This is a genomic window from Bradyrhizobium sp. SZCCHNS3016 (assembly GCF_032484535.1).
Taxonomy (GTDB): Bacteria; Pseudomonadota; Alphaproteobacteria; order Rhizobiales; family Xanthobacteraceae; genus Bradyrhizobium.
The window spans coordinates 122397-145000 of the sequence record NZ_JAUETE010000002.1 but is presented as its reverse complement, the minus strand read 5'-3'; the positions used below and the strand labels follow the sequence as shown (position 1 = coordinate 145000).

Here is a 22604-nt window from a genome sequence, read left to right as displayed (position 1 = left end):
TGTTGTCTCGCGGACGATGTTGAACATACCAGCAGCAGCGCCCCGATGGGCAAAGGCTGGTGGAGCCTGTCGGGATCGAACCGACGACCTCATGCTTGCAAAGCACGCGCTCTCCCAGCTGAGCTAAGGCCCCATAACCGGAAAGACGAATGCAAGGCAGCGAAATCGTCGAGACGATGTGAACTTATGGGCTGCCCGTCTTCGCCAAGTGGCTTCGCCGGGCACGCTTCGCTCGAGAAAGCGAGGCTGCGCCACGCGTAGCCGGAGGCGAAGCGTGGTGGGCCTGGGAAGACTTGAACTTCCGACCTCACGCTTATCAAGCGCGCGCTCTAACCAACTGAGCTACAAGCCCTAACGCTCGAAGCTCGTCGCCACCCGGCCAGCGAAGGCCAAAGCAGCAACCGCGCAGCCCCAGGCAGCGTGTTCGTCCGCGAAGAAAGAGAAACGAAGACGGCGAAATCCCGCCAATGGAGCTCACGCAAGACCTGGCGGTCTCGGTGGCCCCTGATGTTTCTAAAACAGCTCGATAGAAGCGACAGATCCGAAAATCTGACCTTGCTGAAGAGCCATCCTTAGAAAGGAGGTGATCCAGCCGCAGGTTCCCCTACGGCTACCTTGTTACGACTTCACCCCAGTCGCTGACCCTACCGTGGTCGGCTGCCTCCATTGCTGGTTAGCGCACCGCCTTCAGGTAAAGCCAACTCCCATGGTGTGACGGGCGGTGTGTACAAGGCCCGGGAACGTATTCACCGTGGCGTGCTGATCCACGATTACTAGCGATTCCAACTTCATGGGCTCGAGTTGCAGAGCCCAATCCGAACTGAGACGGCTTTTTGAGATTTGCGAAGGGTTGCCCCTTAGCTTCCCACTGTCACCGCCATTGTAGCACGTGTGTAGCCCAGCCCGTAAGGGCCATGAGGACTTGACGTCATCCCCACCTTCCTCGCGGCTTATCACCGGCAGTCTCCTTAGAGTGCTCAACTAAATGGTAGCAACTAAGGACGGGGGTTGCGCTCGTTGCGGGACTTAACCCAACATCTCACGACACGAGCTGACGACAGCCATGCAGCACCTGTGTTTCGGGCTCCGAAGAGAAGGTCACATCTCTGCGACCGGTCCCAAACATGTCAAGGGCTGGTAAGGTTCTGCGCGTTGCGTCGAATTAAACCACATGCTCCACCGCTTGTGCGGGCCCCCGTCAATTCCTTTGAGTTTTAATCTTGCGACCGTACTCCCCAGGCGGAATGCTTAAAGCGTTAGCTGCGCCACTGGTGAGTAAACCCACCAACGGCTGGCATTCATCGTTTACGGCGTGGACTACCAGGGTATCTAATCCTGTTTGCTCCCCACGCTTTCGTGCCTCAGCGTCAGTATCGGGCCAGTGAGCCGCCTTCGCCACTGGTGTTCTTGCGAATATCTACGAATTTCACCTCTACACTCGCAGTTCCACTCACCTCTCCCGAACTCAAGATCTTCAGTATCAAAGGCAGTTCTGGAGTTGAGCTCCAGGATTTCACCCCTGACTTAAAGACCCGCCTACGCACCCTTTACGCCCAGTGATTCCGAGCAACGCTAGCCCCCTTCGTATTACCGCGGCTGCTGGCACGAAGTTAGCCGGGGCTTATTCTTGCGGTACCGTCATTATCTTCCCGCACAAAAGAGCTTTACAACCCTAGGGCCTTCATCACTCACGCGGCATGGCTGGATCAGGGTTGCCCCCATTGTCCAATATTCCCCACTGCTGCCTCCCGTAGGAGTTTGGGCCGTGTCTCAGTCCCAATGTGGCTGATCATCCTCTCAGACCAGCTACTGATCGTCGCCTTGGTGGGCCATTACCCCACCAACTAGCTAATCAGACGCGGGCCGATCTTTCGGCGATAAATCTTTCCCCGTAAGGGCTTATCCGGTATTAGCACAAGTTTCCCTGTGTTGTTCCGAACCAAAAGGTACGTTCCCACGCGTTACTCACCCGTCTGCCGCTGACGTATTGCTACGCCCGCTCGACTTGCATGTGTTAAGCCTGCCGCCAGCGTTCGCTCTGAGCCAGGATCAAACTCTCAAGTTGAACTTGAAGCTTTGAACCGGCTGATCACAACGTTTGACGAGGTCCCACCAATCGATCTCCACGCTTCACAGCGCGAAAACCATGGTGTTACCTTTGAAACATTGTCCGCCGAAGTCTTCTCGTCCGATCCCAGAACCAAAAGCCGAAGCCCTCAATCCCGAGACCCGCAAGGACTCCGCCGTCCACGTTTCTCTTTCTTCATCTTCACTTGTCAAACAGCCCGGGACCTCAGTCCCACCCTCGGATGGAGGGGTCGCCCAACCTTTCCCGACGTCGATGAGCAACCGGGTTCTACCGGTTGTGCATCGCTCAGCAGAAGTGAGGAGCAATATTGGCGCGAATGCTCGCCTCGGTGTGTCCCGAAGCGGCGCCGCGCTCAGTGACCGTGCTTATAGGGGGGTCCGATCGGGGTGTCAACGCCCAATGTCAACAAATCGTCGCATCGAATCATTTTTTCCGGGACGGCCAGAGAACCCAGACTTCTTGCGGACTTCGTGCCCCACTTGGGCCACAATCCTGCGACGATTTGTTAAGCATCGACCTGGGTTGATTTGGGTCCAGCGGGGACCGCCATCGATTCAAGGATGATCCAGATCAAGGAAGTGGCGAGCCCTTCGCCTGACTCATACGGCCGAGACGACATCGAGAGATCCTGAAGAACAATAGCGGTTCGCGGATTCCGGCTTTCGGGCCAGAGAGTCTCGAACCGTCAGAAGCGCGCCATCATTCCGAGCCGTTTGTCTTGGACGTTAAGCCGACCGGCAGCTGAGTGATTTCGGCGCTGACTTTGAACTTGGGGGACGAAGGTTGAACCATCGGACGTCACGCGGGGGGTATGGACGCGAGGTCGGCATGATCGATCTCGGTCATGAGCCGCCGCTATCGGTCGATGGCTCCGAGGCCGCGGTGATCGATCGCCGCCGCGTCTCCGTGCAATGGTTCTCCGGTACGATTCTGACTGGTCTATGCGGCGCAGCCCTGATCGGCGGCGCCGTTTTTGCGTCGCTCGACGGCGAAATGACCTTCGCTCGCATGCCGGAGCGGATGGAGAGCGCGCTGCGCGGCGCCTTCGGCGCCAATGACCGCGTTGCCACCCTGCGCAAGAGCGATCGCCTGCCGCCGCCGAGCGAAGCGGCGGCGGCGCGCAATGTGGTGCGCATCTCGACCGTGACCCGCGCCGGATCGCGCGAGCTGATCCGGGTCCGTCCCTATGTCCGGATCTCGGGCAACCTGTCGATGACGACGAGCGATCTTTCCGCCAAGATCCCGCCGTTCAACGCCCAGCGCCTGCTGAGCGACACCGACAACGACAAGACCGGGTCCGGCGAGGATCCGAACAATCCGGAGGCCGTCGAGCCCGACGCCGAAGTCTCGTTCGTGACCAAGGATCTCGCCGCGGTGCTCCCCAAGGCGAAGATCGCGACCTCGGTGGCGCTCGACGAAATCGTCATGCGGGTTCGCGATGCGGCGAACTGGCGCGGCAACAATGGCGGCGTCCGCTACGCCTCGCTCGCCAATGCCGCCGCTGACGCGGCCGGTGCACAGGCCGTCCAAGGCGGCGACCTGAAACTGTCCTACGCCAATGACGGCACCTCGCCAGATCCTTACGCCGGCTTCGAGACCCGGGTGGTGCCGGAAAATGTCACCTTGCTCCCCAAGACCAAGGACCAGATCACCGGCGGCAATCCGCTCGGCGAGCGTGTCCACCTGGTCAAGAAGGGCGATACCGTCACCTCGATCCTGCGCGACCAGGGCGCGACGCCCGACGAGGCCAGGGCGATTGCCGCCCAGCTCGGCCCACGCGGCCGTGACGGCGGGCTGAAGGAAGGCGAGAAGCTCCGTATCCTGATGGCGCCGTCCGGCCCTGCCCCCGGCGCCCGGCTGCAGCCGTTCCGGGTCATCATCGCCAACGACACCATGATCGAGGCGGTGGCCGCGCTGTCGGACCTCGGACGATACGTCGCCGTGGACGCGCAGAGCATGAACACGGTCACCGAGACCGCCGACAACACCAATGACGAGGAGGATGACGGCACCGGTGTCCGCCTCTATCAGAGCATCTACGAGACGGCGATGCGCAACAAGGTGCCGACGCCGGTCATCGAGGACATGGTCCGGATCTATTCCTACGACGTCGACTTCCAGCGCAAGGTGCAGCCGGGCGATTCGTTCGACGTCTTCTATGCCGGCGACGATGACGACAAGCCCGGCAACAACGACAAGACCGAGGTGCTGTTCGCTGCGCTGACGGTCGGCGGCGAGACCAAGAAATACTACCGGTTCCAGACCCCCGACGACAGCGTCGTCGACTATTACGACGAGACCGGGAAGAGCGCGAAGAAGTTCCTGGTGCGCAAGCCGGTCAACAACGCGATCATGCGCTCCGGCTTCGGCGGCCGCCGCCATCCGATTCTCGGCTTCGTGAAGATGCACACCGGCGTCGACTGGGCCACCGCCTACGGCACCCCCATTTTCGCCTCCGGCAACGGCGTGCTCGAAAAGGTCGGCCAAGAAGGCGGCTACGGCAAATATATCCGCATCAAGCACAACAACGGCTACGAGACCGCCTACGGCCACATGTCGGCGTTTGCCAAGGGCATGGAGCCCGGCAAGCGCGTGCGCCAGGGCCAGGTCATCGGTTTCGTCGGCTCGACCGGCATGTCGACCGGCCCGCACGTCCACTATGAGATCCTGGTCAACGGCCGCTTCGTCGACCCGATGCGCGTGAAGCTGCCGCGCGGCCGGTCGCTCGAAGGCCCGATCATGGCCAGCTTCGAGAAGGAGCGCGATCGCGTCGACCAGATGATGACCAGCCGCGGCGCCGGTGCCTCGCGCATCTCCGACGCCGGCCCGATCCAGGTCAGCCGCTAAAAGCCCGGCCTCGCCGGGCTGGCCCGTTCAACCCAAGGAACTCTTTTTTGCCGACGCAAGCGGCCCGCGCTGATCGCTCAGCGCGGGCCGCCTTTGCCTGCATTCGGCGCAGCGCCGCTTCAGTTCAGCTTGCGCTTCGAGATCGGCGCCTCGAACGTCGCGATCTCCGCCGTGCGATGCGCCTTGCCGTTGAAGGTCAGCACATTGCCTTCCGAGGAGATGGCGACCTTGTCGCCGTCCTTGACATCGCCGGCGAGGATCATCTCGGCGAGCGGATCCTGGACGCTGCGCTGGATCACCCGCTTCAAGGGACGTGCGCCGTAGGCCGGATCCCAGCCCTTGGCGGCGAGCCAGTCGCGCGCGTCGCCATCCAGCGACAAGGTGATCTTGCGCTCCTCCAGCAGCTTCTGGAGCCGTGTGAACTGGATCTCGACGATCCGCCCCATCTCGCTCTTCTGCAAGCGGTGGAACAGGATGATCTCGTCGACGCGGTTGAGGAACTCGGGCCGGAAATGCCCGCGCACCGTGCCCATCACCAGCTCGCGCACCTCCGACGTATCCTCGCCCTCCGGCTGATTGACCAGGAACTCGGAGCCGAGATTGCTGGTCATGATGATCAGCGTGTTGCGGAAGTCGACGGTACGGCCCTGACCGTCGGTCAGGCGGCCGTCGTCGAGCACCTGCAGCAGCACGTTGAAGACATCCGGATGCGCCTTCTCGATCTCGTCGAACAAGACGACCTGGTACGGCCGGCGCCGCACGGCCTCCGTCAACGCTCCGCCCTCGTCATAGCCGACATAGCCGGGAGGCGCGCCGATCAGCCGCGACACCGAGTGCTTCTCCATGTACTCGGACATGTCGAGCCGGACCATCGCGGTCTCGTCGTTGAACAGATACTCGGCGAGCGCCTTGGTCAGCTCGGTCTTGCCGACACCGGTGGGGCCCAAGAACATGAACGAGCCCATCGGTCGGTTCGGGTCCTGCAGGCCGGCGCGCGAGCGCCGCACGGCAGTCGCGACCGCATGCACGGCCTCGAACTGGCCGACGACGCGCTTGCCGAGAGAATCCTCCATGCGCAGGAGCTTGTCCTTCTCGCCCTCGAGCATCTTGTCCACCGGCACGCCGGTCCAGCGCGAGACCACCTGCGCGATGTGGTTGGCGGTGACCGCCTCCTCCATCATCTCGCCGGCATTCTCCTTGGCCTCGATGTCGGCCAGCTGCTTCTCCAGCTCCGGGATGCGGCCATAGGCCAGCTCGCCCGCTTTTTGATACTCGCCGCGGCGCTGCGCGTTGGCGAGCTCGATGCGCAGGCCGTCCAGCTCGCTCTTGAGCTTCTGCGCGTTCGACAGCTTGTCCTTCTCCGCGCTCCAGCGCGCAGTCAGGCCAGCCGACTTTTCCGACAGATCGGCAAGCTCCTTCTCCAAGGTCAGCAGCCTGCTCTTGGAGCCCGGATCGGTCTCCTTCTTCAGCGCTTCCTGCTCGATCTTGAGCCGGATGATCTCGCGATCCATCGAATCCAGCTCTTCCGGCTTGGAATCGACCTGCATCTTCAGCCGCGCGCCCGCCTCGTCCATCAGGTCGATGGCCTTGTCGGGCAGGAAGCGGTCGGTGATGTAGCGGTTCGACAGCGTCGCCGAGGCCACCAGCGCGGAATCGGTGATGCGCACGCCGTGATGCTGCTCGTATTTGTCCTTCAATCCGCGCAGGATCGAGATGGTGTCCTCGACCGTCGGCTCGGTGACGTAGACCGGCTGGAACCGACGGGCCAATGCCGCGTCCTTCTCGACGTGCTTCTGATACTCGTCGAGCGTGGTCGCGCCGATGCAGTGCAGCTCGCCGCGCGCCAGCGCGGGCTTCAACAGGTTCGACGCATCCATCGCGCCGTCGGCCTTGCCGGCGCCGATCAGGGTATGCATCTCGTCGATGAACAGCACGAAGGTGCCTTCGGCTGACGTGACCTCCTGCAGCACGGCCTTCAGCCGCTCCTCGAACTCGCCGCGATATTTCGCGCCCGCGATCAGGGAGCCGAGATCGAGCGACAACAGCCGCTTGTCCTTCAGGCTCTCCGGCACGTCGCCATTGACGATGCGCAGCGCGAGGCCCTCGACGATCGCGGTCTTGCCGACGCCGGGCTCGCCGATCAGTACGGGATTGTTCTTGGTGCGCCGGGACAGAACTTGAATCGTACGGCGGATCTCCTCGTCGCGGCCGATCACCGGATCGAGCTTGCCGTCGCGCGCCGCCTGGGTCAGGTCGCGGGCATATTTCTTCAGCGCATCATACGCATTCTCGGCGGTCGCCGAGTCGGCGGTGCGGCCCTTGCGCAGGGATTCGATCGCCGCGTTGAGGTTCTGCGCGGTGACGCCGCCCTTGGCGAGGATGCCGCCTGCTTCGCTGTTCTTCTCCAGCGTCAGCCCGAGCAGCAGCCGCTCGACCGTGACAAAACTATCGCCGGCCTTCTCGGCCGCCTTCTCCGCCGCGTCGAAGGCGCGCGCCAGCTCGGGCGACAGATAGACCTGTCCGGCGCCGCTGCCCGACACCTTCGGCAGCTTGCCCAGCGCATCCTCGGTCGCTTTCAGGATAGCACGCGAATTGCCGCCGGCGCGGTCGATGAGACCGCCCGCGAGTCCCTCGCCGTCGTCGAGCAGGACTTTCAGCAGATGCAGCGGCGAGAATTGCTGATGGCCGTCGCGCACGGCCAGCGATTGCGCCGATTGGATGAAGCCCCGGGCGCGCTCGGTATATTTTTCGATATTCATGATATTTCCCTCAGCCTGCTGTGACGCCCCGAAGGCACGATTTCAGCATCTTCATTGGGTTTCGGACCGCGCACGTTGACGTCCATCAACGCCGCACCCCTGACGTCGCCGGCTTGCGCCCGGCTTGAGCTGAAATGTGGGAAGGCGGGCCAAAAACGGAAGAGGCCGTTTCACAAATTCGTGTGCCTGGCCGCGGCCATGGGAATCTCCTATGAGGCGGCATGAGCCAGACCCCTCCCGCGCGCATCGCCGGCCTGTACCGCTATCCGGTCAAGGGCCTTACCCCGGAACCATTGCAGACGGCACCTTTGCGGATCGGCCAGACCTTGCCGGCCGACCGCCGCTACGCCTTGGAGAACGGCCCCAGCGGGTTCGATCCGGACGCTCCGGTCTGGCGGCCGAAGACGGCGTATCTCATGCTGATGCGCAACGAGCGCCTCGCCGGCTTCAAGACCATCTTCGACGACGCGACCAACATCCTCACCATCCGCAAGGACGGCGCGATCGTCGCCCAAGGCGATCTCGAGAGCGCCGACGGCCGCGCGGCGATCGAGCGCTTCTTCGCAGGCGAGTTCGCCGCCGAGCTGCGCGGGCCGCCAAAGCTGCTGTCGGGCGGTGGTTACGCCTTTACGGATCTGGCGCGCAAGGTGGTCTCGATCATCAACCTCGCCTCCATCGCGGAGATCGAGACTTTGGTCGGCGCTCCCGTGCACCCGCTGCGCTTCCGCGCCAACGTCTACGTCACCGGCTGGCCGGCCTGGCACGAGACCTCGCTCATGGGCGAGACGCTGCGCATCGGCTCGGCGCGGCTCAAGGTCGTGAAGACCACCACCCGCTGCGCCGCGGTCAACGTCGACCCGGACACGGCCGCCCGCGACCTCGACATCCCGCCCGCGCTGATGACCCGGCGCGGCAACAATGAATGCGGCATCTATGCCGAGGTGATCGAAGCCGGTGATATCGCCGTTGGCGACGAACTCGCCGTGGAGCAGCCGCGGCTGGTGTAGTTCGAGCGCTGGCCGCATCGGCGGCGCGCCCCCTCTCCCGCGTGCGGGGGAGGGCCGGGGTGGGGGCGCCCCACCCGAAAATCTTCGTGCGGAGAGACTTCCCCCACCCGCATCGCATCTTCGATGCGATGCGACCTCCCCCGCAAGCGGAGGAGGCGCACACCGAGCGAGCCTCGACGGCTCGATTCATCAGTTCGAGATTGGTTAGTTCGGCATCACATACGCATACACCCGGCCGCGCGACACCGCGGTCTCGCGCACGCGGTTGCCGTTGTTGCCGGAGATGACGATCGGGTTGCCCTGGGCATCGACGCCCGAGACCACGCCGACATGTCCGCCGCCACGGCGGCTCATCACCGCGATCGCCCCGACCTGCGGACCGGAGACGCGCTGGCCATAGCTCGCGAACGAGCGCGCCATGTCGGAGCCGGTGCCGCGATGGCCGGTCCGCTCCAGCACCATGTTCATGAAACGGGCGCACCACAGGCTGCGCCGGCCGGTCGGATTGCCGCTGCCGATGAAGCTGCGCGCCGCGGAGACGACGCTGCTGCCGCCGCCGAAGCCGCCGGACGACGCCATGCCGTCGGACGCCGTGCCCGGCATCATGACGCTGGCCTGCGCGTCGGCAATGCCGCTCACCTCCACCCGCGCCACGCCGCGCTCCCAGCGCGACAGCCGGGCGACGGAGCGCCGGTGGTGATGATGCCTTGCGTAGTGATGGCCGCCGTGGCTGCGGTGGGCATGATGCCCGGAGCCGTGATGCGGACGGGCCGAAGCCGGTGTTGCGGTGACGGCGACGACTGCCGAGCACATGGTCAACGCAACGATGTGAAGCGACCGGCGAAGGGTAGACACAACCATACTCAATCCTTCTGTTACTTCCCCCAGTACCTGACTTGGCACCCCCTGGTCCCTCAGCGCGGCCCCTCTGCAAGCCGCCAGCGGCGGTCCGTAAAATGTTGCGGTGTGACGAAACCATGACCATCGACGGCGAAAGGCTGGCGACGAGAGGGTGATTCCGAGTCTATGTCGCGGCGAAAACAAGGCGATGGCCCGACCATTGTCGCGTGTCGCGCGAATCGTCATCATGTAACACGTGACACGGGAGGAGCTGACGATGCCCCACGCAACGGCGAAAGACGGCGTTCGCCTCTATTTCGAAGAGGTCGGCGCCGGCACGCCGCTCCTCTTCCTGCACGAGTTCGCCGCCGACCACACCAACTGGGAGCCGCAGCTGCGCTACTTCGCGCGGCGCCACCGCTGCATCGCCTACGCCGCGCGCGGCTACACGCCCTCGGACGTGCCGGCCGCGCCCGACGTCTACAGCTACGTGCACTTCTACACCGACGCGCTGGCGGTGCTGGACCATCTCGGCATCGCCAGCGCCCATTTCGTCGGCCTGTCGATGGGCTCCTATTCCTCGCTGCAGGTGGCGCTGAACGCGCCCGGGCGCATCCACTCGATGGTGCTGGCCGGGGTCGGCTCCGGCTCCGACCTCACGCTGCTCGACGCTTTCCGCGCCCAGTGCCGCGCCACCGCCGAGCAGTTCGAGACCCTGGGCTCAGCCGAGACCGCCAAGGTCACGCGCGAGGCGCCCGGCCGCATTCCCTTCCTGGTCAAGGACCCGCGCGGCCACGCCGACTTCTACGCCGCCCTCGCCCGCCACGACGCAACAGGCTCGGCCAACACCATGCGCGGTTTCCAGGGTGGCCGGCCTTCGATCTTTACAATGACCGACGCCATCCGCGGCGTGCCGACGCCGGCCCTCATCATCTGCGGCGACGAGGACGACGCCTGCATCGCGCCGAGCCTGTTCCTCAAGCAGCATCTGGCGGCCTCGGGCCTGACCTTCTTCCCCAAGTCCGGCCACGTGCTGAACCTGGAGGAGCCGGCGCTGTTCAACGAAGCGGTCGAGCGCTTCATCGCACTGGTCGAGGCCGGGCGATGGGGGCCGCGGGATCCGCGGTCGATGGCGGGATAGTTGCGCAGCCGCAGCGTTCCGGCTCTGCTCGACACGCAAGGCGCAGCGGGCCAGGCTGCTTCGAGCCGGCTTTGCCCGTTCCAGCGACGATCACGTCCAGCATGAATCGGACCCTGCCGTGACGATCAGGCCAAGCGCGCGCGGCGCCGCGATCCAGTGTTGCGAGATGGCAGTGGGATCGCCCGAGAGGCCACGGCGCACTGGATGCCAGCCTGCGCGGGCATGACAGCTGAGGCTATTGCCACCTCCTCCGTCATCGCGAGCGCCAGCGAAGCGATCCAGGGCTACGCAGACAAGCTACCGTCGTGGCCCTGGATTGCTTCGTCGCTTGCGCTCCTCGCAATGACGGCCTGTTCGAGCAAGCCCTGCCAATGTCGCGACGGACTCGCCTACTCGCCGATGATCTTGATCAGCACGCGCTTGCGCCGACCGCCGTCGAACTCGCCGTAGAAGATCTGTTCCCACGGACCGAAGTCCAGCCTGCCTTGCGTGATCGCGACCACGACCTCGCGGCCCATGATCTGGCGCTTCATGTGGGCGTCGGCATTGTCCTCGCCGGTCCGATTGTGCCGATAGCCCGCCACCGGCTCGTGCGGCGCCAGCTTCTCCAGCCATTGCTCGTAGTCGAAATGCAGCCCGCTCTCGTCGTCATTGATGAAGACCGACGCGGTGATATGCATGGCGTTGACCAGCACGAGTCCCTCGCGCACCCCGCTCTCCTTCAGCGCCGCCTCGACATCATCCGTGATGTTGATGAAGGCGCGACGGCCGGGTGTCTGGAACCAAAGTTCCTTGCGGAACGATCTCATCGGAACAATCCCGTGCTTCATCACCATGGCCAGAGGATACCGCAACGCGCGTGTCCGTCCTCGAGTGTGCCGTAGCTCACAGCGTGCGGTTCCGGCTGCGCGCAGACTGGACCCGATGGAGTGCATACTGCAAGCCCAGCCGGCCCGGTGTCGCTTCGTCCTACAATCCAAGATTGAACCGAACGTTGCTCGGACAGACTTAACTGCATTGCCGATCTCATTTCGACGATGACAACGACAGCGTGGCGGCTCGCCCTTCGGCGACGACTGTGCAGACCTGATCCGGCTGCAGCCGCTCATTCTCATCGCACGAGAAGCTCGACTTCTGCAGGCTGACGCCGATCGCAGCGAGTCGCCATTCAGAGGAGAGAGACAATGAGTCTGCTGCGTATCAATCTCTTTGGCGGTCTTGAAATCAAACGCGTCTCCGGCGAGCAGGTCGTCATCCCAAGCCGCAAGGCTGCAACACTCCTGGGCTATCTCGCCCTTACCTCTCCGCACGGCATTTCACGCAGCAAGCTTGCCGCACTCCTGTGGGAAGGCCGCTTCGGCGACAACGCGCGCGCAAACCTTCGCCAGGCCCTGTTGACGCTGCGCCGGGTGCTGCCGCAATGCGCCGACGTCATTTCGGCGGAACGGGACGACATCCGCATCCATCCGAACGCCGTCAGCACCGACGTGCAGGAGTTCGAGTTGCTGCTGCAGCTCGGCGATCTGGAAACCATGGCCCGCGCCGCCGCGCTGTTCCGGGGCGAGTTGCTCGACGGCATCAGCTCGACGTCCTGCGCGTTCGAGGCATGGCTCTCCGCCGAGCGTCAACGACTGAAGACGCGAGCGATACGGGCCATCGCGGGCCTGCTGGACGTCGGCGGCCCGGAACATGTGGAGATCGCCAAGACATTCTCGTTGCGCGTGCTGGCCGCCGATCCGCTGCAGGAGGACGTCCACCGCACCCTGATGCGCTGCTACGCACAGCAGGGTCGCCGCGCCGACGCCCTGCGTCAATATGACTTCTGCCGCACCGTGCTGCGAAAGCAGGTCGGCGCCACGCCGGAGAGCGAAACCGAAACCCTGCAGCGCGAAATCAGGCGCATGCTTCGCGTCTGACGATCCGCGCGACCCTTGCTCCATGCGTGCCTCACATGATCGATTTTGACGGCACTTTCACGCCCCGCTTGACACTTGCATCACGGCCACACGCGCAACATCGCCCTCGATCGACGTCGCGCAGCAACTACTCCTGATGAGGTCAAGCGGCGCGTCGCTCAGAGGTCAGATAACGAGCGAGGAGGCTCAACATGAGTGGCATGCAGCAATCGACTGAGGACTTTGGTCAACTGAATCCCGAAGGGATCTTCGGCTCCGTCCTCGGCAGGTTCGCCGGACAAGCGATCGGACGCCTGATCGGCGGCAAGACCGGCCGGGACTTCGGCGGCGCCATCGGCGGAATCGCGGGCGGGTTCGCGCCGTTCTCCGTCGGCCCCGGCACCGAGCAGCCGTCGGAGATGGAGTTGCAGGGCTTCTGGAGCGTGCTCAAGAAGATCGGACAGGGCGTCCAGACCGGCCTCAATGTCGGCCACAACCTCGGCATCTTCAGCACCGATCCGCAGGCCGCCGCCGCGGCGCAGCCGACCGACATGGAGCTGCAGGGCTTCTGGAGCGTGCTCAAGAAGATCGGCCGGGGCGCCCAGACCGGCCTCAACGTCGGCCACAACCTCGGCATCTTCAGCGTCGGTCCGCAAGCCGCCACCGGCGCGGCACAGCCGACCGACATGGAGCTGCAGGGCTTCTGGAGCGTGCTCAAGAAGATCGGACAGGGCGTCCAGACCGGCATCAATGTCGGCCACAACCTCGGCATCTTCAGCACCGGTCCGCAAGCCGCCACCGCCGCGGCGCAGCCGACCGACATGGAGCTGCAGGGCTTCTGGAGCGTGCTCAAGAAGATCGGACAGGGCGTCCAGACCGGCCTCGACGTCGGGCACAATCTCGGCATCTTCAGCGCCGGCCAGCCGGGCCAGCAGGCGGCGGCCGCGCAGCCCACCGACATGGAGCTGCAGGGCTTCTGGAGCGTGCTCAAGAAGATCGGCCAGGGCGTCCAGACCGGCCTCGACGTCGGGCACAATCTCGGCATCTTCAGCGCCGGCCAGCCGGGCCAGCAGGCCGCGGCCGCGCAGCCCACCGACATGGAGCTGCAGAGCTTCTGGAGCGTGCTCAAGAAGATCGGCCAGGGCGTCCAGACCGGCCTCGACGTCGGCCACAATCTCGGCATCTTCAGCGCCGGCCAGCCGGGCCAGCAGGCCGCGGCGCAGCCGACCGACATGGAGCTGCAGGGCTTCTGGAGCGTGCTCAAGAAGATCGGACAGGGCGCGCAGACCGGCCTCAACATCGGGCACACGCTCGGCATCTTCAGCACCGGCCAGCCCGCCGGCACGATGCACTAGGACGGCCGATTGGAAGCAACGACCCGCGACATCGCAACGCGGGTCCAAGAGAGTGAAGCGGTGGGCGCACGAAAAGTCCGCCCACCGCCGACCTGACATGGAGGGAACGACGCATGGCGGATCCGAACTCAGAACAGGAATTCATCGTGCAAGGCGAGCCGGTCAAGTCCGGCCAGCTCGCTGATCACTTGAGCCGCGAGCCCAGCGTGAAACGCGTCGGTCAGGTCGCACCTGACGTCGTCATCCTGTCGATGACGAAGAGCCAGGCCGATCGCCTCCGATCGACTTTCAGCACGATCGTGGTGGAGCCGAACGCTCCGCTGAAACCCTTTGGCGCCGGCTGACTTCAGCGGCGCCTCCCGACGATGTCACGAGCGAGGATGAAGGAGCCCGCAAATGGCCGCACGAAGCAAGCCTGAAATCTCGGATCAGAAGGATGCGGCCGGCACGGCCGTCAACGGCACCGGAGCACAACCCGGAGCGGCGCAGCCGTCAGCCGAGGCCGCTGCCGCACCGCAGGCCGCAGCACGGGTGACCGCCGCATCAGCCCCAGCCGCACAAGGGACCAGCCGCAGCGACGGCGGCACGGCGGCGCCAGCAACGGGTCAACCCGGCGCAACGATCTCGCAACGGCGGGCGCAGTACATCCTGGCACCGCGCCAGCAGATGGGGCTTGGGACCTTCAGCGCCGACTTCATCGTCCAGCAACTGACAAACAGCCCCGACATCGACGTGGTGAAGACAATTCAGCCGCCGCGCCTGCTCGGATTTCAGAGCGCCGACCCAGGACAAGCACCGCTCGGCCCGATGGTGCTGGCCCGAATGACGCCCGACAAGGCCGAATTGCTGAAGGCCCAGGCCGGAGCACGGCTCGCGGTCGAGCGCGATGCGCCGCTTACCTACTTGCTCGATCCGACCGTCCCCCAGGTGCCGGCGCCGCACCAGCTTCCCAATCCCGGCGTTCTCATTCCCTTGGCCGACGGGTTCTCGACGACGATCGAAGTGGTCGGCGAGAGCGGCCCGCTGCCGGAGGTGGAAGTGTACGTGTTCGGCAGCGTGTGGCCGGTTCAGGGCGTCACCGACGCCAGCGGCCGCGTCACGCTCAAGATTCAGGGCGAGACGCCCGACACCATCCGCTCGATCCTGATCAAGCCGCGGGTCGATTACTGGACCTTCTGGCTCGATCGTCCGCAACTGACCCCCGACAGCGTGAACCGCATCGCCGCGAAGACGCTCGGCGCCTATCTGCGCGGATTTCCCGGCCAGCAATTGCTGGGTTGGGGCCAGCGCGCGATGGGCCTCGATCGCCTGCCCCTCGCCTATAACGGCGCGGGAGTAAAGATTGCGGTGATCGATTCCGGCGCCGCGCCGACGCATCGCAATCTGCACGGCGTCACGATCGGCAAGAGCATCGTCGGCAATGATCCCGCGAGTTGGACCGTCGATACCATCGGTCACGGCTCGCACTGCGCCGGGATCATCGCCGGCGGACCGATCGGCTCCGGCGGAGGCATTCGCGGCTTCGCTCCGGCGGCCGAAATCCATGTCTGCCGGATCTTCCCGGGCGGCCGGTTCAGCGATCTCGTCTCGGCGCTCGACTACTGCATGGAGAATGGCATCGACGTCGCCAACATGAGTCTGGGCGGCGGCGAGCCGTCGCAGATCATCGAGGAGCGGATCTTGCGGGCCAAGCAGATGGGCCTCGCCTGTATCGTCGCCGCGGGAAATTCGTCGGGGCCGGTCCAGTTTCCGGGCTCGACGCCGCATTGCCTTGCGGTCGCCGCGATGGGCAAATGGGGCGAGTTTCCCGAGGACAGCTTCCACGCCCAGCAGGGGTTGGACGGCTTCCGGAGCGCCGACGGATATTTTCCGGCGAAGTTCAGTTGCTTCGGGCCGGAGATCGACGTCTGCGCGCCGGGCGTCGGCATCGTGTCCTCGCTGCCGGCGGATGGCTTCGGCGCCTGGGACGGCACCTCGATGGCGACGCCGCACGTCACCGGTCTCGCCGCGCTCGTGCTGGCGCATCATCCCGACTTCAAGGGCCAGTTCGCGACGCGCGACGCGCGGCGTGTCGAGCGGCTGTTCCAGATCCTGAAGGAGACATCGACGCCGCTGCAGTTCGGCGATCCCAACCGTTCGGGAGCCGGACTGCCGAACGCGATGCGCGCACTCGGCCTGGAAGCGGGCGTGGCCTCCGCGCCCACGGCCGATCCCTCGCTCGACGTTCTCCGTCGCCTGCTGGGACTGGCGCGCGGCGAGGCGCAGAGCGGCGCGACGTCTCCGACGCTGGTGCCACAGGCCCCCAATGGCAAGCTCAACGGAGCCGGTTCGGTTGCCAGGGGTCCGGCAACGACGACCAGCGAGTGGTCCAGCCCGGCGGTCGGTGATCCCAGTCCGGCGCAGATCCGCGACATCATGCACAAGGTCGGCTTGTTGTAGATCACGGGGCAAGCCGTAGGAACGGCATCAGACGTTGCACGACGGGCAATTTGCGCATGAGCCTCATGCACGGACTGCCCGTCGTGTTAGTTTGTCGCACGATCGCGACTTGCGTCGTCGGCCAAATCAAGCGCAGATTTCCGCCCGTCCCGCCTCACTGCAAGAGGGGCGTATCGCGGTCGTCACGAACGCTGAGGTGGGATGCGGTGGGCGTGTCGGATTGCGCGTGGGGCTTCCTCGCGCGGACGAGCAATTCCGGCACGCACGGTCAAGTCGCGCGGTCCTGATACCCCGATGCTGGTATCCAGCGCGATGCGCGCAAGCGCATTGCGCGACACGGTGGCCAAAAAGCCCGGCGCACCGAGGAGAATGCGAAGCAGCCGTTCAACCATCGCGCAGGGAAGGCCGGGTGTTCCGGCTCGTACCTGTGGTTCCTGCCGCCTGCATTTTTTCCGCAGGCGGGCCATGGGTGCGGCCAGCATCCGGCCTTCCCTGCGCCTCTTCGTTGTCGGAGGCGATGCATGACGCATAGCTCGGGCGTAGATGCGCCGCGAGAACGAGCGGTTTTGTCTGAACTAACTCTGCTCTTTGACGTGCCTCAACAGCTCCGCTCTTTGAAAAGTGAAATCAACCAACCCCAAGCTCGTCATGGCCGGGCTTGTCCCGGCCATCCACGTCCCTCCTCGTGCGAGTTCTATGTCGCGATCGTGTCGTAGAGATCGTCCCAGTCGGGATTGCTCGCAATGATCAGTCCGACCTTCCAGGCACGCGACCAATGCTTGATGTTGTGCTCGCGCTGGATCGCGCTCTGAATATCGTCGAAGACTTCGAAGTAAACGAGCCTCGTCAAGCCATATCGCTCGGTGAAGCCGTCAACCAAGCCGGATCGATGCTGAACGACACGGCGCACGAGATCGCTGGTCACGCCGACATAGAGCGTACCATTCGGACGATTGGTCATGAAGTAAATGTAGCCACCCGCCATCGTACCATGCAAGACGTGGATGGCCGGGACAAGCCCGGCCATGACGGGTGGAAAGAGCCGACAACAAACTCGCAGCACGGCCGGCTTCGTACCTACCGCCCCTTCTCCGCCCTGCTCAGAAGAAACACCCCCTGCTCGCCGAACATGTTCCAGAACCACCAGGGCATGGCGACACGCAAGGGGCGGCCGTAACTATCAAGTGCGACGGCGCGCTCCATCTTGACGCCGATCTCGTCGCAGAGCTGCACGAAGTCCTTGATGGTGCAGAAATGGATGTTCGGCGTGTCGTACCAGGTGAAAGGCAGATTGTCGGTGCGCGGCATGTGGCCGCCGACCAGCAGCTGCAGCCGCAGCCGCCAGAAGCCGAAATTCGGGAAGGTGACGATGGCACGGCGGCCGATACGCAGGAGATTTTCCAGCACCGTCTTGGGCCGCCGCGTCGCTTGCAGGGTCTGCGACAGGACCACGTAGTCGAACGCATCGTCGGGATAATCGACGAGATCGGTGTCGGCATCGCCCTGCACCACCGCGAGGCCCTTGGCGACACAATGGTTGACGCCCTCGCGCGACAGCTCGATGCCGCGGCCGTCGATGCCGCGGCTCTCGAGCAGCTGCAGCAGGTCACCGTCGCCGCAGCCGATGTCGAGCACCTTGGAGCCGCTCTCGACCATGCCGGCGATCAGGAGATGATCGGGCCGATAGGCCAGCACCTCGCCGCCGGAGAATCCGTTCAGCGGCAGCACACCCTGCATGCTCATGTCTCAGCCTCCCGTCGCGACCTTGAGGCCGCGCGCCTTGCCGGCGGAATCGAGAAAAGCGCTGGCGATCTCGAAGAACTCGGGGACGTCGAGCAGGAACGCGTCGTGCCCCCTGTCGGTCTCGATCTCGGCAAACGACACGCGCGCGCTGGACGCGTTGAGCGCATGCACCAGCGCCCGCGACTCCGAAGTCGGAAACAGCCAGTCGCTGGTGAAGGACACCACGCAAAAGCGCGTCTTGATCCCGCGGAACGCCGCCGCCAGCACGCCATCGTGGTCGCCGGCGATGTCGAAATAGTCCATCGCCCGCGTCAGATAGAGATAGGAGTTGGCGTCGAAGCGCTCGACGAAGGACGAGCCCTGATAGCGCAGATAGCTCTCGACCTGGAAGTCGGCATCGAACGAGAACGTCGGCAGCTCGCGGTCCTGCATGCGACGGCCGAACTTGCGATGCAGCGCCGCGTCCGACAGATAGGTGATGTGCGCGGCCATCCGCGCCACCGCGAGCCCGCGATGCGGATGGACGCCCTTGTCGCCGTAGCGTCCGTGGTCCCAATCCGGATCGGCCATGACGGCCTGGCGGCCGAGCTCGTGGAAGGCGATGTTCTGCGCCGAGTGCCGCGTGGCACAGGCGATCGCGAGCGTGGCGAACACGCGGTGCGGATAGGCCACCGTCCATTGCAGCGCCTGCATGCCGCCCATCGATCCGCCGACCACGGCGAACAAAGTGTCGATGCCGAGATGGTCGATCAGCATCGCCTGCGCCCGCACCATGTCGGGGATGGTGATGATCGGAAAATCGAGCCCCCAGACCTTGCCGGTCGCCGGGTTCAGCGACGCCGGCCCGGTCGAGCCCATGCAGCCGCCAATCACGTTCGAGCAGATGATGAAATAGCGGCTGGGATCGAGCGGACGGCCGGGGCCGACCAGCGTCTCCCACCAGCCCGGCTTGCCGGTGACCGGATGACGGTTGGCGACGTGCTGGTCGCCGGTCAGCGCGTGGCAGACCAGGACCGCGTTCGACTTGTCGGCGTTGAGCTCGCCATAGGTCTGGTAGGCGATCTGGAACGGCGACAGGTCGACGCCGCAATCGAGCCTGAGCGGCTTGTCGGCACCGAACTGCGCGACCAGCGAGCTCGGATGATCGACCTCGTGCGAGCGCTCTTCGGGCGCAATCGTGCGCAGCGCGGAGGTGGGTTTCGGCGTCAGGCCTGTCATGTCTCTCACCCCGGCCATCCGGCAAGGGCTCCCGAACCACGTGACACATCAGGCCATGAAAAACCCGGCCTGAACTGGGGTTCGGCCGGGATCGATAACGTCCCCGGCCTGTTTAGCGAGTTTTTTAACGTGGCTGCAAGCCGGCCGGCTCAAATGACCACGGAACAGGCAGAAACTAGTCCCGCGGGCGCTCCGCGTCAAGGCAAGCTGGGGTTGACCCGCCGGTCGGGCGCCCCTTGGCTACAGGTCAGCCAAGCCTAGGCGGCACAAGGTAAACTTGCTGTTGCGCACGTCCCCCGCATCGGAGAGAACGGCATCCGTTCCAGTCCGCCGCGCGTTGACCCGCGGCCTGCGAAGAGTGACCCTGCCCATGTCGACCCCGCCGCCAGCCCCTCCCTCGCTCGCCGATTTGCGCAAGGAGATCGACGCGATCGACGAGCAGGTCCATCAGCTCCTGATGAACAGGGCCGACATCATCGACCGGCTGATCAAGGTCAAGAAGACCCAAGAGGTCGGCTCGGCGTTCCGCCCGGCGCGAGAGGCCGACATGATGCGGCGCCTGGTGCAGCGCCATCGCGGCATCCTGCCGCTCGACACCGTCGAGGGCATCTGGCGCGTGATCGTCTCGACGTTCACTTACGTGCAGGCGCCGTTCTCGGTTCACGCCGACGTGTCGGTCGGCGAATCCGCGATGCGCGATTCCGCCAGGTTCCATTTCGGCTTCGTGGTGCCTTATGTCGCCCATTTCAGCGCCCAGGCCGCCGTCGAAGCCGTGGCGCGCTCGAAGGGCGATCTCGCGCTGGTGTCGACGACCTCGGGGCATACGCCGTGGTGGATCACGCTGGAGCCCGCGGGCGCGCCGAAGATCATCGCGCGGATGCCGTTTATCGAGCGGGCCGACCATCCGGCGGCGCTGCCGGTGTTCGCGATCTCGCGCGTCGCGGACGACGCGCTGGTGCTGGAGGTCGAGACCTGGAGCATCCGCGTCTCCGGCTGGAATGCGCAGGTGTCCCGCGCGCTGTCGCCGCTCGCCGACGTCATCGCGGTGCCCGATACCGCCTTCGACGGCGCCGCGCTGTTGGTGTCGATCGAGTCGCCGTCGAACCTCGACAAGATCAAGGCTGCCCTGATCGCGGCGGGCGCCTCGGTGCGCTCGACGGCCCTCGTCGGCGGCCATGCGAAACGCTATACGGTTCCCAGCTGAGACGCCCCGCGCCAGTGATGATTTTCCGGAGTTGACGATGAACCGCCCCGTGCCGAATCCCGGCATCCTCGACATTGCGCCCTACACGCCGGGCAAGAGCCCGAAGCCCGAGCCGGGCCGCAAGGTGTTCAAGCTGTCGGCGAACGAGACTCCGTTCGGTCCTTCACCCAAGGCGATCGACGCCTTCAAGAGCGCGGCCACGCATCTGGAGGATTATCCGGAAGGCACCTCGCGGGTGCTGCGCGAGGCGATCGGCCGCACCTATGGCCTCGATCCCGGCCGCATCGTCTGCGGCGCCGGCTCCGACGAGATCCTGAATCTGCTGGCACACACCTTTCTCGGGCAAGGCGACGAGGCGATCTCCACCGCGCACGGCTTCCTGGTCTATCCGATCGCGACCATGGCCTGCGGCGCCAAGAACGTGGTTGCCGCGGAGACGGAATATCGGACCGACGTCGATGTGATCCTCAGCGCGGTGACGCCGCGCACCAAGCTGGTCTGGCTCGCCAACCCGAACAACCCGACCGGCACCTACATCCCGTTCGACGAGGTCAAGCGGCTGCGCGCCGGCCTTCCCTCGCATGTCGTGCTGGTGCTCGACGCCGCCTATGCCGACTACGTCTCGCGCAACGATTATGAGTTCGGGATCGAGCTGGTCGCCACGACCGAGAACACCGTCGTCACCCACACCTTTTCCAAGATCCACGGCCTCGCAGCGCTCCGCGTCGGCTGGATGTTCGGCCCGGCGCACATCGTCGATGCCATCAACCGCATCCGCGGGCCGTTCAACGTCTCCTCGCCCGCGATGCTCGCTGCGGTCGCCGCGATCGAGGACACCGCGCATCAGCAGATGTCGAAGGCACACACCGAGACCTGGCGCAACTGGCTCACTGAGGAGATCGGCAAGCTCGGGCTGAAAGTGACGCCGAGCGTCACCAACTTCATCCTGATCCACTTCCCGACCGACAAGGGCCGCACCGCGGTCGAGGCCGACGAATTCCTGACACGGCGCGGCCTCGTGCTGCGCGCTCTCGCCAACTACAAGTTGCCGAATGCGTTGCGCATGACGATCGGCACCGAGGAGGCCAATCGTCTGGTCGTCGAGGCTCTCAGCGAATTCATGAGGACGAAGTGAGCGTCGCGGGACGGTTCGAACGCATCGCGCTGATCGGCTTCGGCCTGATCGGCGGCTCGATCGCGCGCGCGGCGCGACTGCAAGGCATGGCCGGCGAAATCGTCACCACGGCGCGTTCGGACAAGACCCGCGCCCGCGTGACCGAGCTCGGCATCGTCGACCGCGTCGTTGCGAGCAATGCCGAGGCGGTCAAGGATGCCGACCTCGTCATCCTCTGCATTCCCGTCGGCGCGTGCGGTCCCGTGGCCGAAGAGATCGCGCCGCATCTGAAGCCCGGCGCCATCGTCTCCGACGTCGGTTCCGTGAAGGGCGCCATCGTTCGCGACATGGCGCCGCACCTGCCGGCGCATGTTCATTTCGTACCGGCGCATCCGGTCGCCGGCACCGAGAATTCGGGACCGGACTCTGGCTTCGCCGAGCTGTTCATCAACCGCTGGTGCATCCTGACGCCACCCGACGGTGTAGATGCCGACGCGATCGATCGTCTCCGCGCGTTCTGGGCCGCGCTTGGCGCCAAGGTCGAGATCATGACGCCGGATCATCATGACCGCGTGCTCGCGATCACCAGCCATCTGCCGCATCTGATCGCCTACACCATCGTCGGCACCGCCGACGAGCTGGCGCAGGTGACCGAGTCCGAGGTGATCAAGTTCTCCGCCGGCGGCTTTCGCGATTTCACCCGCATCGCCGCCTCCGACCCGACGATGTGGCGCGACATCTTCCTGAGCAACAAGGATGCGGTGCTCGACATGCTCGGCACCTTCACCGAGGACCTCTCCAAGCTGACGCGGGCGATCCGCCGCGGCGACGGCGAAGCGCTGTTCGATCACTTCACCCGCACCCGCGCGATCCGCCGCGGCATCGTCGATATCGGCCAGGATTCGGCGGCGCCGGACTTCGGCCGGCCGCTGCCGCAGTTGAAGAAGCCCTGA

Annotated in this window: 16 protein-coding genes, 2 tRNA genes, 1 rRNA gene and 1 riboswitch; of the genes, 10 read left to right on the top strand and 9 right to left on the bottom strand. The window is 64.9% G+C overall.

Translation table 11 applies throughout. From position 1 onward, the window contains the following. Positions 1-57: 57 nt before the first annotated feature. The 3 genes from QW881_RS04915 to QW881_RS04905 form a co-directional block, all read right to left on the bottom strand. A tRNA-Ala gene (locus QW881_RS04915) sits at positions 58-133 on the bottom strand. 142 nt (positions 134-275) lie between these two features. Continuing rightward, positions 276-352, bottom strand: a tRNA-Ile gene (locus tag QW881_RS04910). 224 nt (positions 353-576) lie between these two features. Further along, a 16S ribosomal RNA gene (locus QW881_RS04905) occupies positions 577-2065 on the bottom strand. Positions 2066-2872: 807 nt separating this feature from the next. Between QW881_RS04905 and QW881_RS04900 the strand changes: the two genes are divergently transcribed. Continuing rightward, positions 2873-4936 (top strand): M23 family metallopeptidase, encoded by a 2064-nt coding sequence (locus QW881_RS04900; protein WP_315755978.1) that lies wholly within the window; start codon positions 2873-2875, stop codon positions 4934-4936. Positions 4937-5055: 119 nt separating this feature from the next. On the opposite strand, the gene clpB is transcribed toward QW881_RS04900, so the two are convergent. Then, on the bottom strand, positions 5056-7695 hold the full coding sequence (clpB, locus tag QW881_RS04895) for an ATP-dependent chaperone ClpB (protein ID WP_315755977.1): 2640 nt from the start codon (positions 7693-7695) through the stop codon (positions 5056-5058). A 221-nt stretch (positions 7696-7916) separates the two neighbouring features. Between clpB and QW881_RS04890 the strand changes: the two genes are divergently transcribed. Beyond that, entirely contained in the window at positions 7917-8702 is a 786-nt protein-coding gene (locus QW881_RS04890) for an MOSC domain-containing protein (RefSeq protein ID WP_315755976.1), read from the top strand. A 204-nt stretch (positions 8703-8906) separates the two neighbouring features. Here QW881_RS04890 and QW881_RS04885 read toward each other — a convergent pair whose 3' ends face one another. Next, positions 8907-9563, bottom strand: coding sequence for a TIGR02594 family protein (locus tag QW881_RS04885; RefSeq protein ID WP_315778306.1), 657 nt, complete (start codon positions 9561-9563; stop codon positions 8907-8909). A gap of 256 nt (positions 9564-9819) precedes the next feature. Here QW881_RS04885 and QW881_RS04880 point away from each other — a divergent pair, with 256 nt between their 5' ends. Then, positions 9820-10683 (top strand): alpha/beta hydrolase, encoded by an 864-nt coding sequence (locus tag QW881_RS04880; RefSeq protein WP_315755974.1) that lies wholly within the window; start codon positions 9820-9822, stop codon positions 10681-10683. 389 nt (positions 10684-11072) lie between these two features. Here QW881_RS04880 and QW881_RS04875 read toward each other — a convergent pair whose 3' ends face one another. Then, positions 11073-11492: a secondary thiamine-phosphate synthase enzyme YjbQ gene (locus tag QW881_RS04875; RefSeq protein WP_315755973.1), complete on the bottom strand. Its 420-nt coding sequence runs from the start codon at positions 11490-11492 to the stop codon at positions 11073-11075. A 375-nt stretch (positions 11493-11867) separates the two neighbouring features. Between QW881_RS04875 and QW881_RS04870 the strand changes: the two genes are divergently transcribed. The 4 genes from QW881_RS04870 to QW881_RS04855 all read left to right on the top strand — a co-directional run bounded on the left by QW881_RS04870 (position 11868) and on the right by QW881_RS04855 (position 16372). Beyond that, complete coding sequence (locus tag QW881_RS04870; RefSeq protein WP_315755972.1) at positions 11868-12599, top strand: BTAD domain-containing putative transcriptional regulator; 732 nt, start codon at positions 11868-11870, stop codon at positions 12597-12599. 191 nt (positions 12600-12790) lie between these two features. Next, on the top strand, positions 12791-13933 hold the full coding sequence (locus tag QW881_RS04865; protein ID WP_315755971.1) for a hypothetical protein: 1143 nt from the start codon (positions 12791-12793) through the stop codon (positions 13931-13933). A gap of 113 nt (positions 13934-14046) precedes the next feature. Continuing rightward, the gene (locus tag QW881_RS04860; RefSeq protein WP_315736244.1) at positions 14047-14277 is read left to right on the top strand and encodes a hypothetical protein; all 231 of its coding nucleotides are present in this window, start codon (positions 14047-14049) and stop codon (positions 14275-14277) included. Between the two features lie 52 nt (positions 14278-14329). Next, positions 14330-16372 (top strand): S8 family serine peptidase, encoded by a 2043-nt coding sequence (locus tag QW881_RS04855; RefSeq protein WP_315755970.1) that lies wholly within the window; start codon positions 14330-14332, stop codon positions 16370-16372. A gap of 694 nt (positions 16373-17066) precedes the next feature. Here the strand turns inward: QW881_RS04855 and QW881_RS04850 are convergent. The 3 genes from QW881_RS04850 to QW881_RS04840 are packed head-to-tail and all read right to left on the bottom strand — an operon-like array spanning position 17067 to position 19333. Next, positions 17067-17399, bottom strand: coding sequence for a GIY-YIG nuclease family protein (locus QW881_RS04850; protein ID WP_315755969.1), 333 nt, complete (start codon positions 17397-17399; stop codon positions 17067-17069). A gap of 50 nt (positions 17400-17449) precedes the next feature. Next, positions 17450-18115 (bottom strand): methionine biosynthesis protein MetW, encoded by a 666-nt coding sequence (gene metW / locus QW881_RS04845; protein ID WP_315736241.1) that lies wholly within the window; start codon positions 18113-18115, stop codon positions 17450-17452. Between the two features lie 3 nt (positions 18116-18118). Beyond that, positions 18119-19333 carry a homoserine O-acetyltransferase gene (locus tag QW881_RS04840; RefSeq protein ID WP_315755968.1) on the bottom strand — a complete coding sequence of 405 codons (1215 nt, stop codon included), beginning with the start codon at positions 19331-19333 and terminating at the stop codon, positions 18119-18121. Between the two features lie 91 nt (positions 19334-19424). Beyond that, positions 19425-19504: riboswitch (SAM riboswitch) on the bottom strand. A gap of 199 nt (positions 19505-19703) precedes the next feature. Between QW881_RS04840 and QW881_RS04835 the strand changes: the two genes are divergently transcribed. Genes QW881_RS04835 through QW881_RS04825 form a run of 3 tightly spaced genes read left to right on the top strand, consistent with a single transcriptional unit; the run spans position 19704 to position 22604 of the window. Next, the gene (locus QW881_RS04835) at positions 19704-20537 is read left to right on the top strand and encodes a chorismate mutase (RefSeq protein ID WP_315736239.1); all 834 of its coding nucleotides are present in this window, start codon (positions 19704-19706) and stop codon (positions 20535-20537) included. Positions 20538-20574: 37 nt separating this feature from the next. Continuing rightward, positions 20575-21672 carry a histidinol-phosphate transaminase gene (hisC, locus tag QW881_RS04830; RefSeq protein ID WP_315755967.1) on the top strand — a complete coding sequence of 366 codons (1098 nt, stop codon included), beginning with the start codon at positions 20575-20577 and terminating at the stop codon, positions 21670-21672. Beyond that, on the top strand, positions 21669-22604 hold the full coding sequence (locus QW881_RS04825) for a prephenate/arogenate dehydrogenase family protein (RefSeq protein WP_315755966.1): 936 nt from the start codon (positions 21669-21671) through the stop codon (positions 22602-22604). The genes hisC and QW881_RS04825 overlap by 4 nt, the downstream gene beginning before the upstream one ends.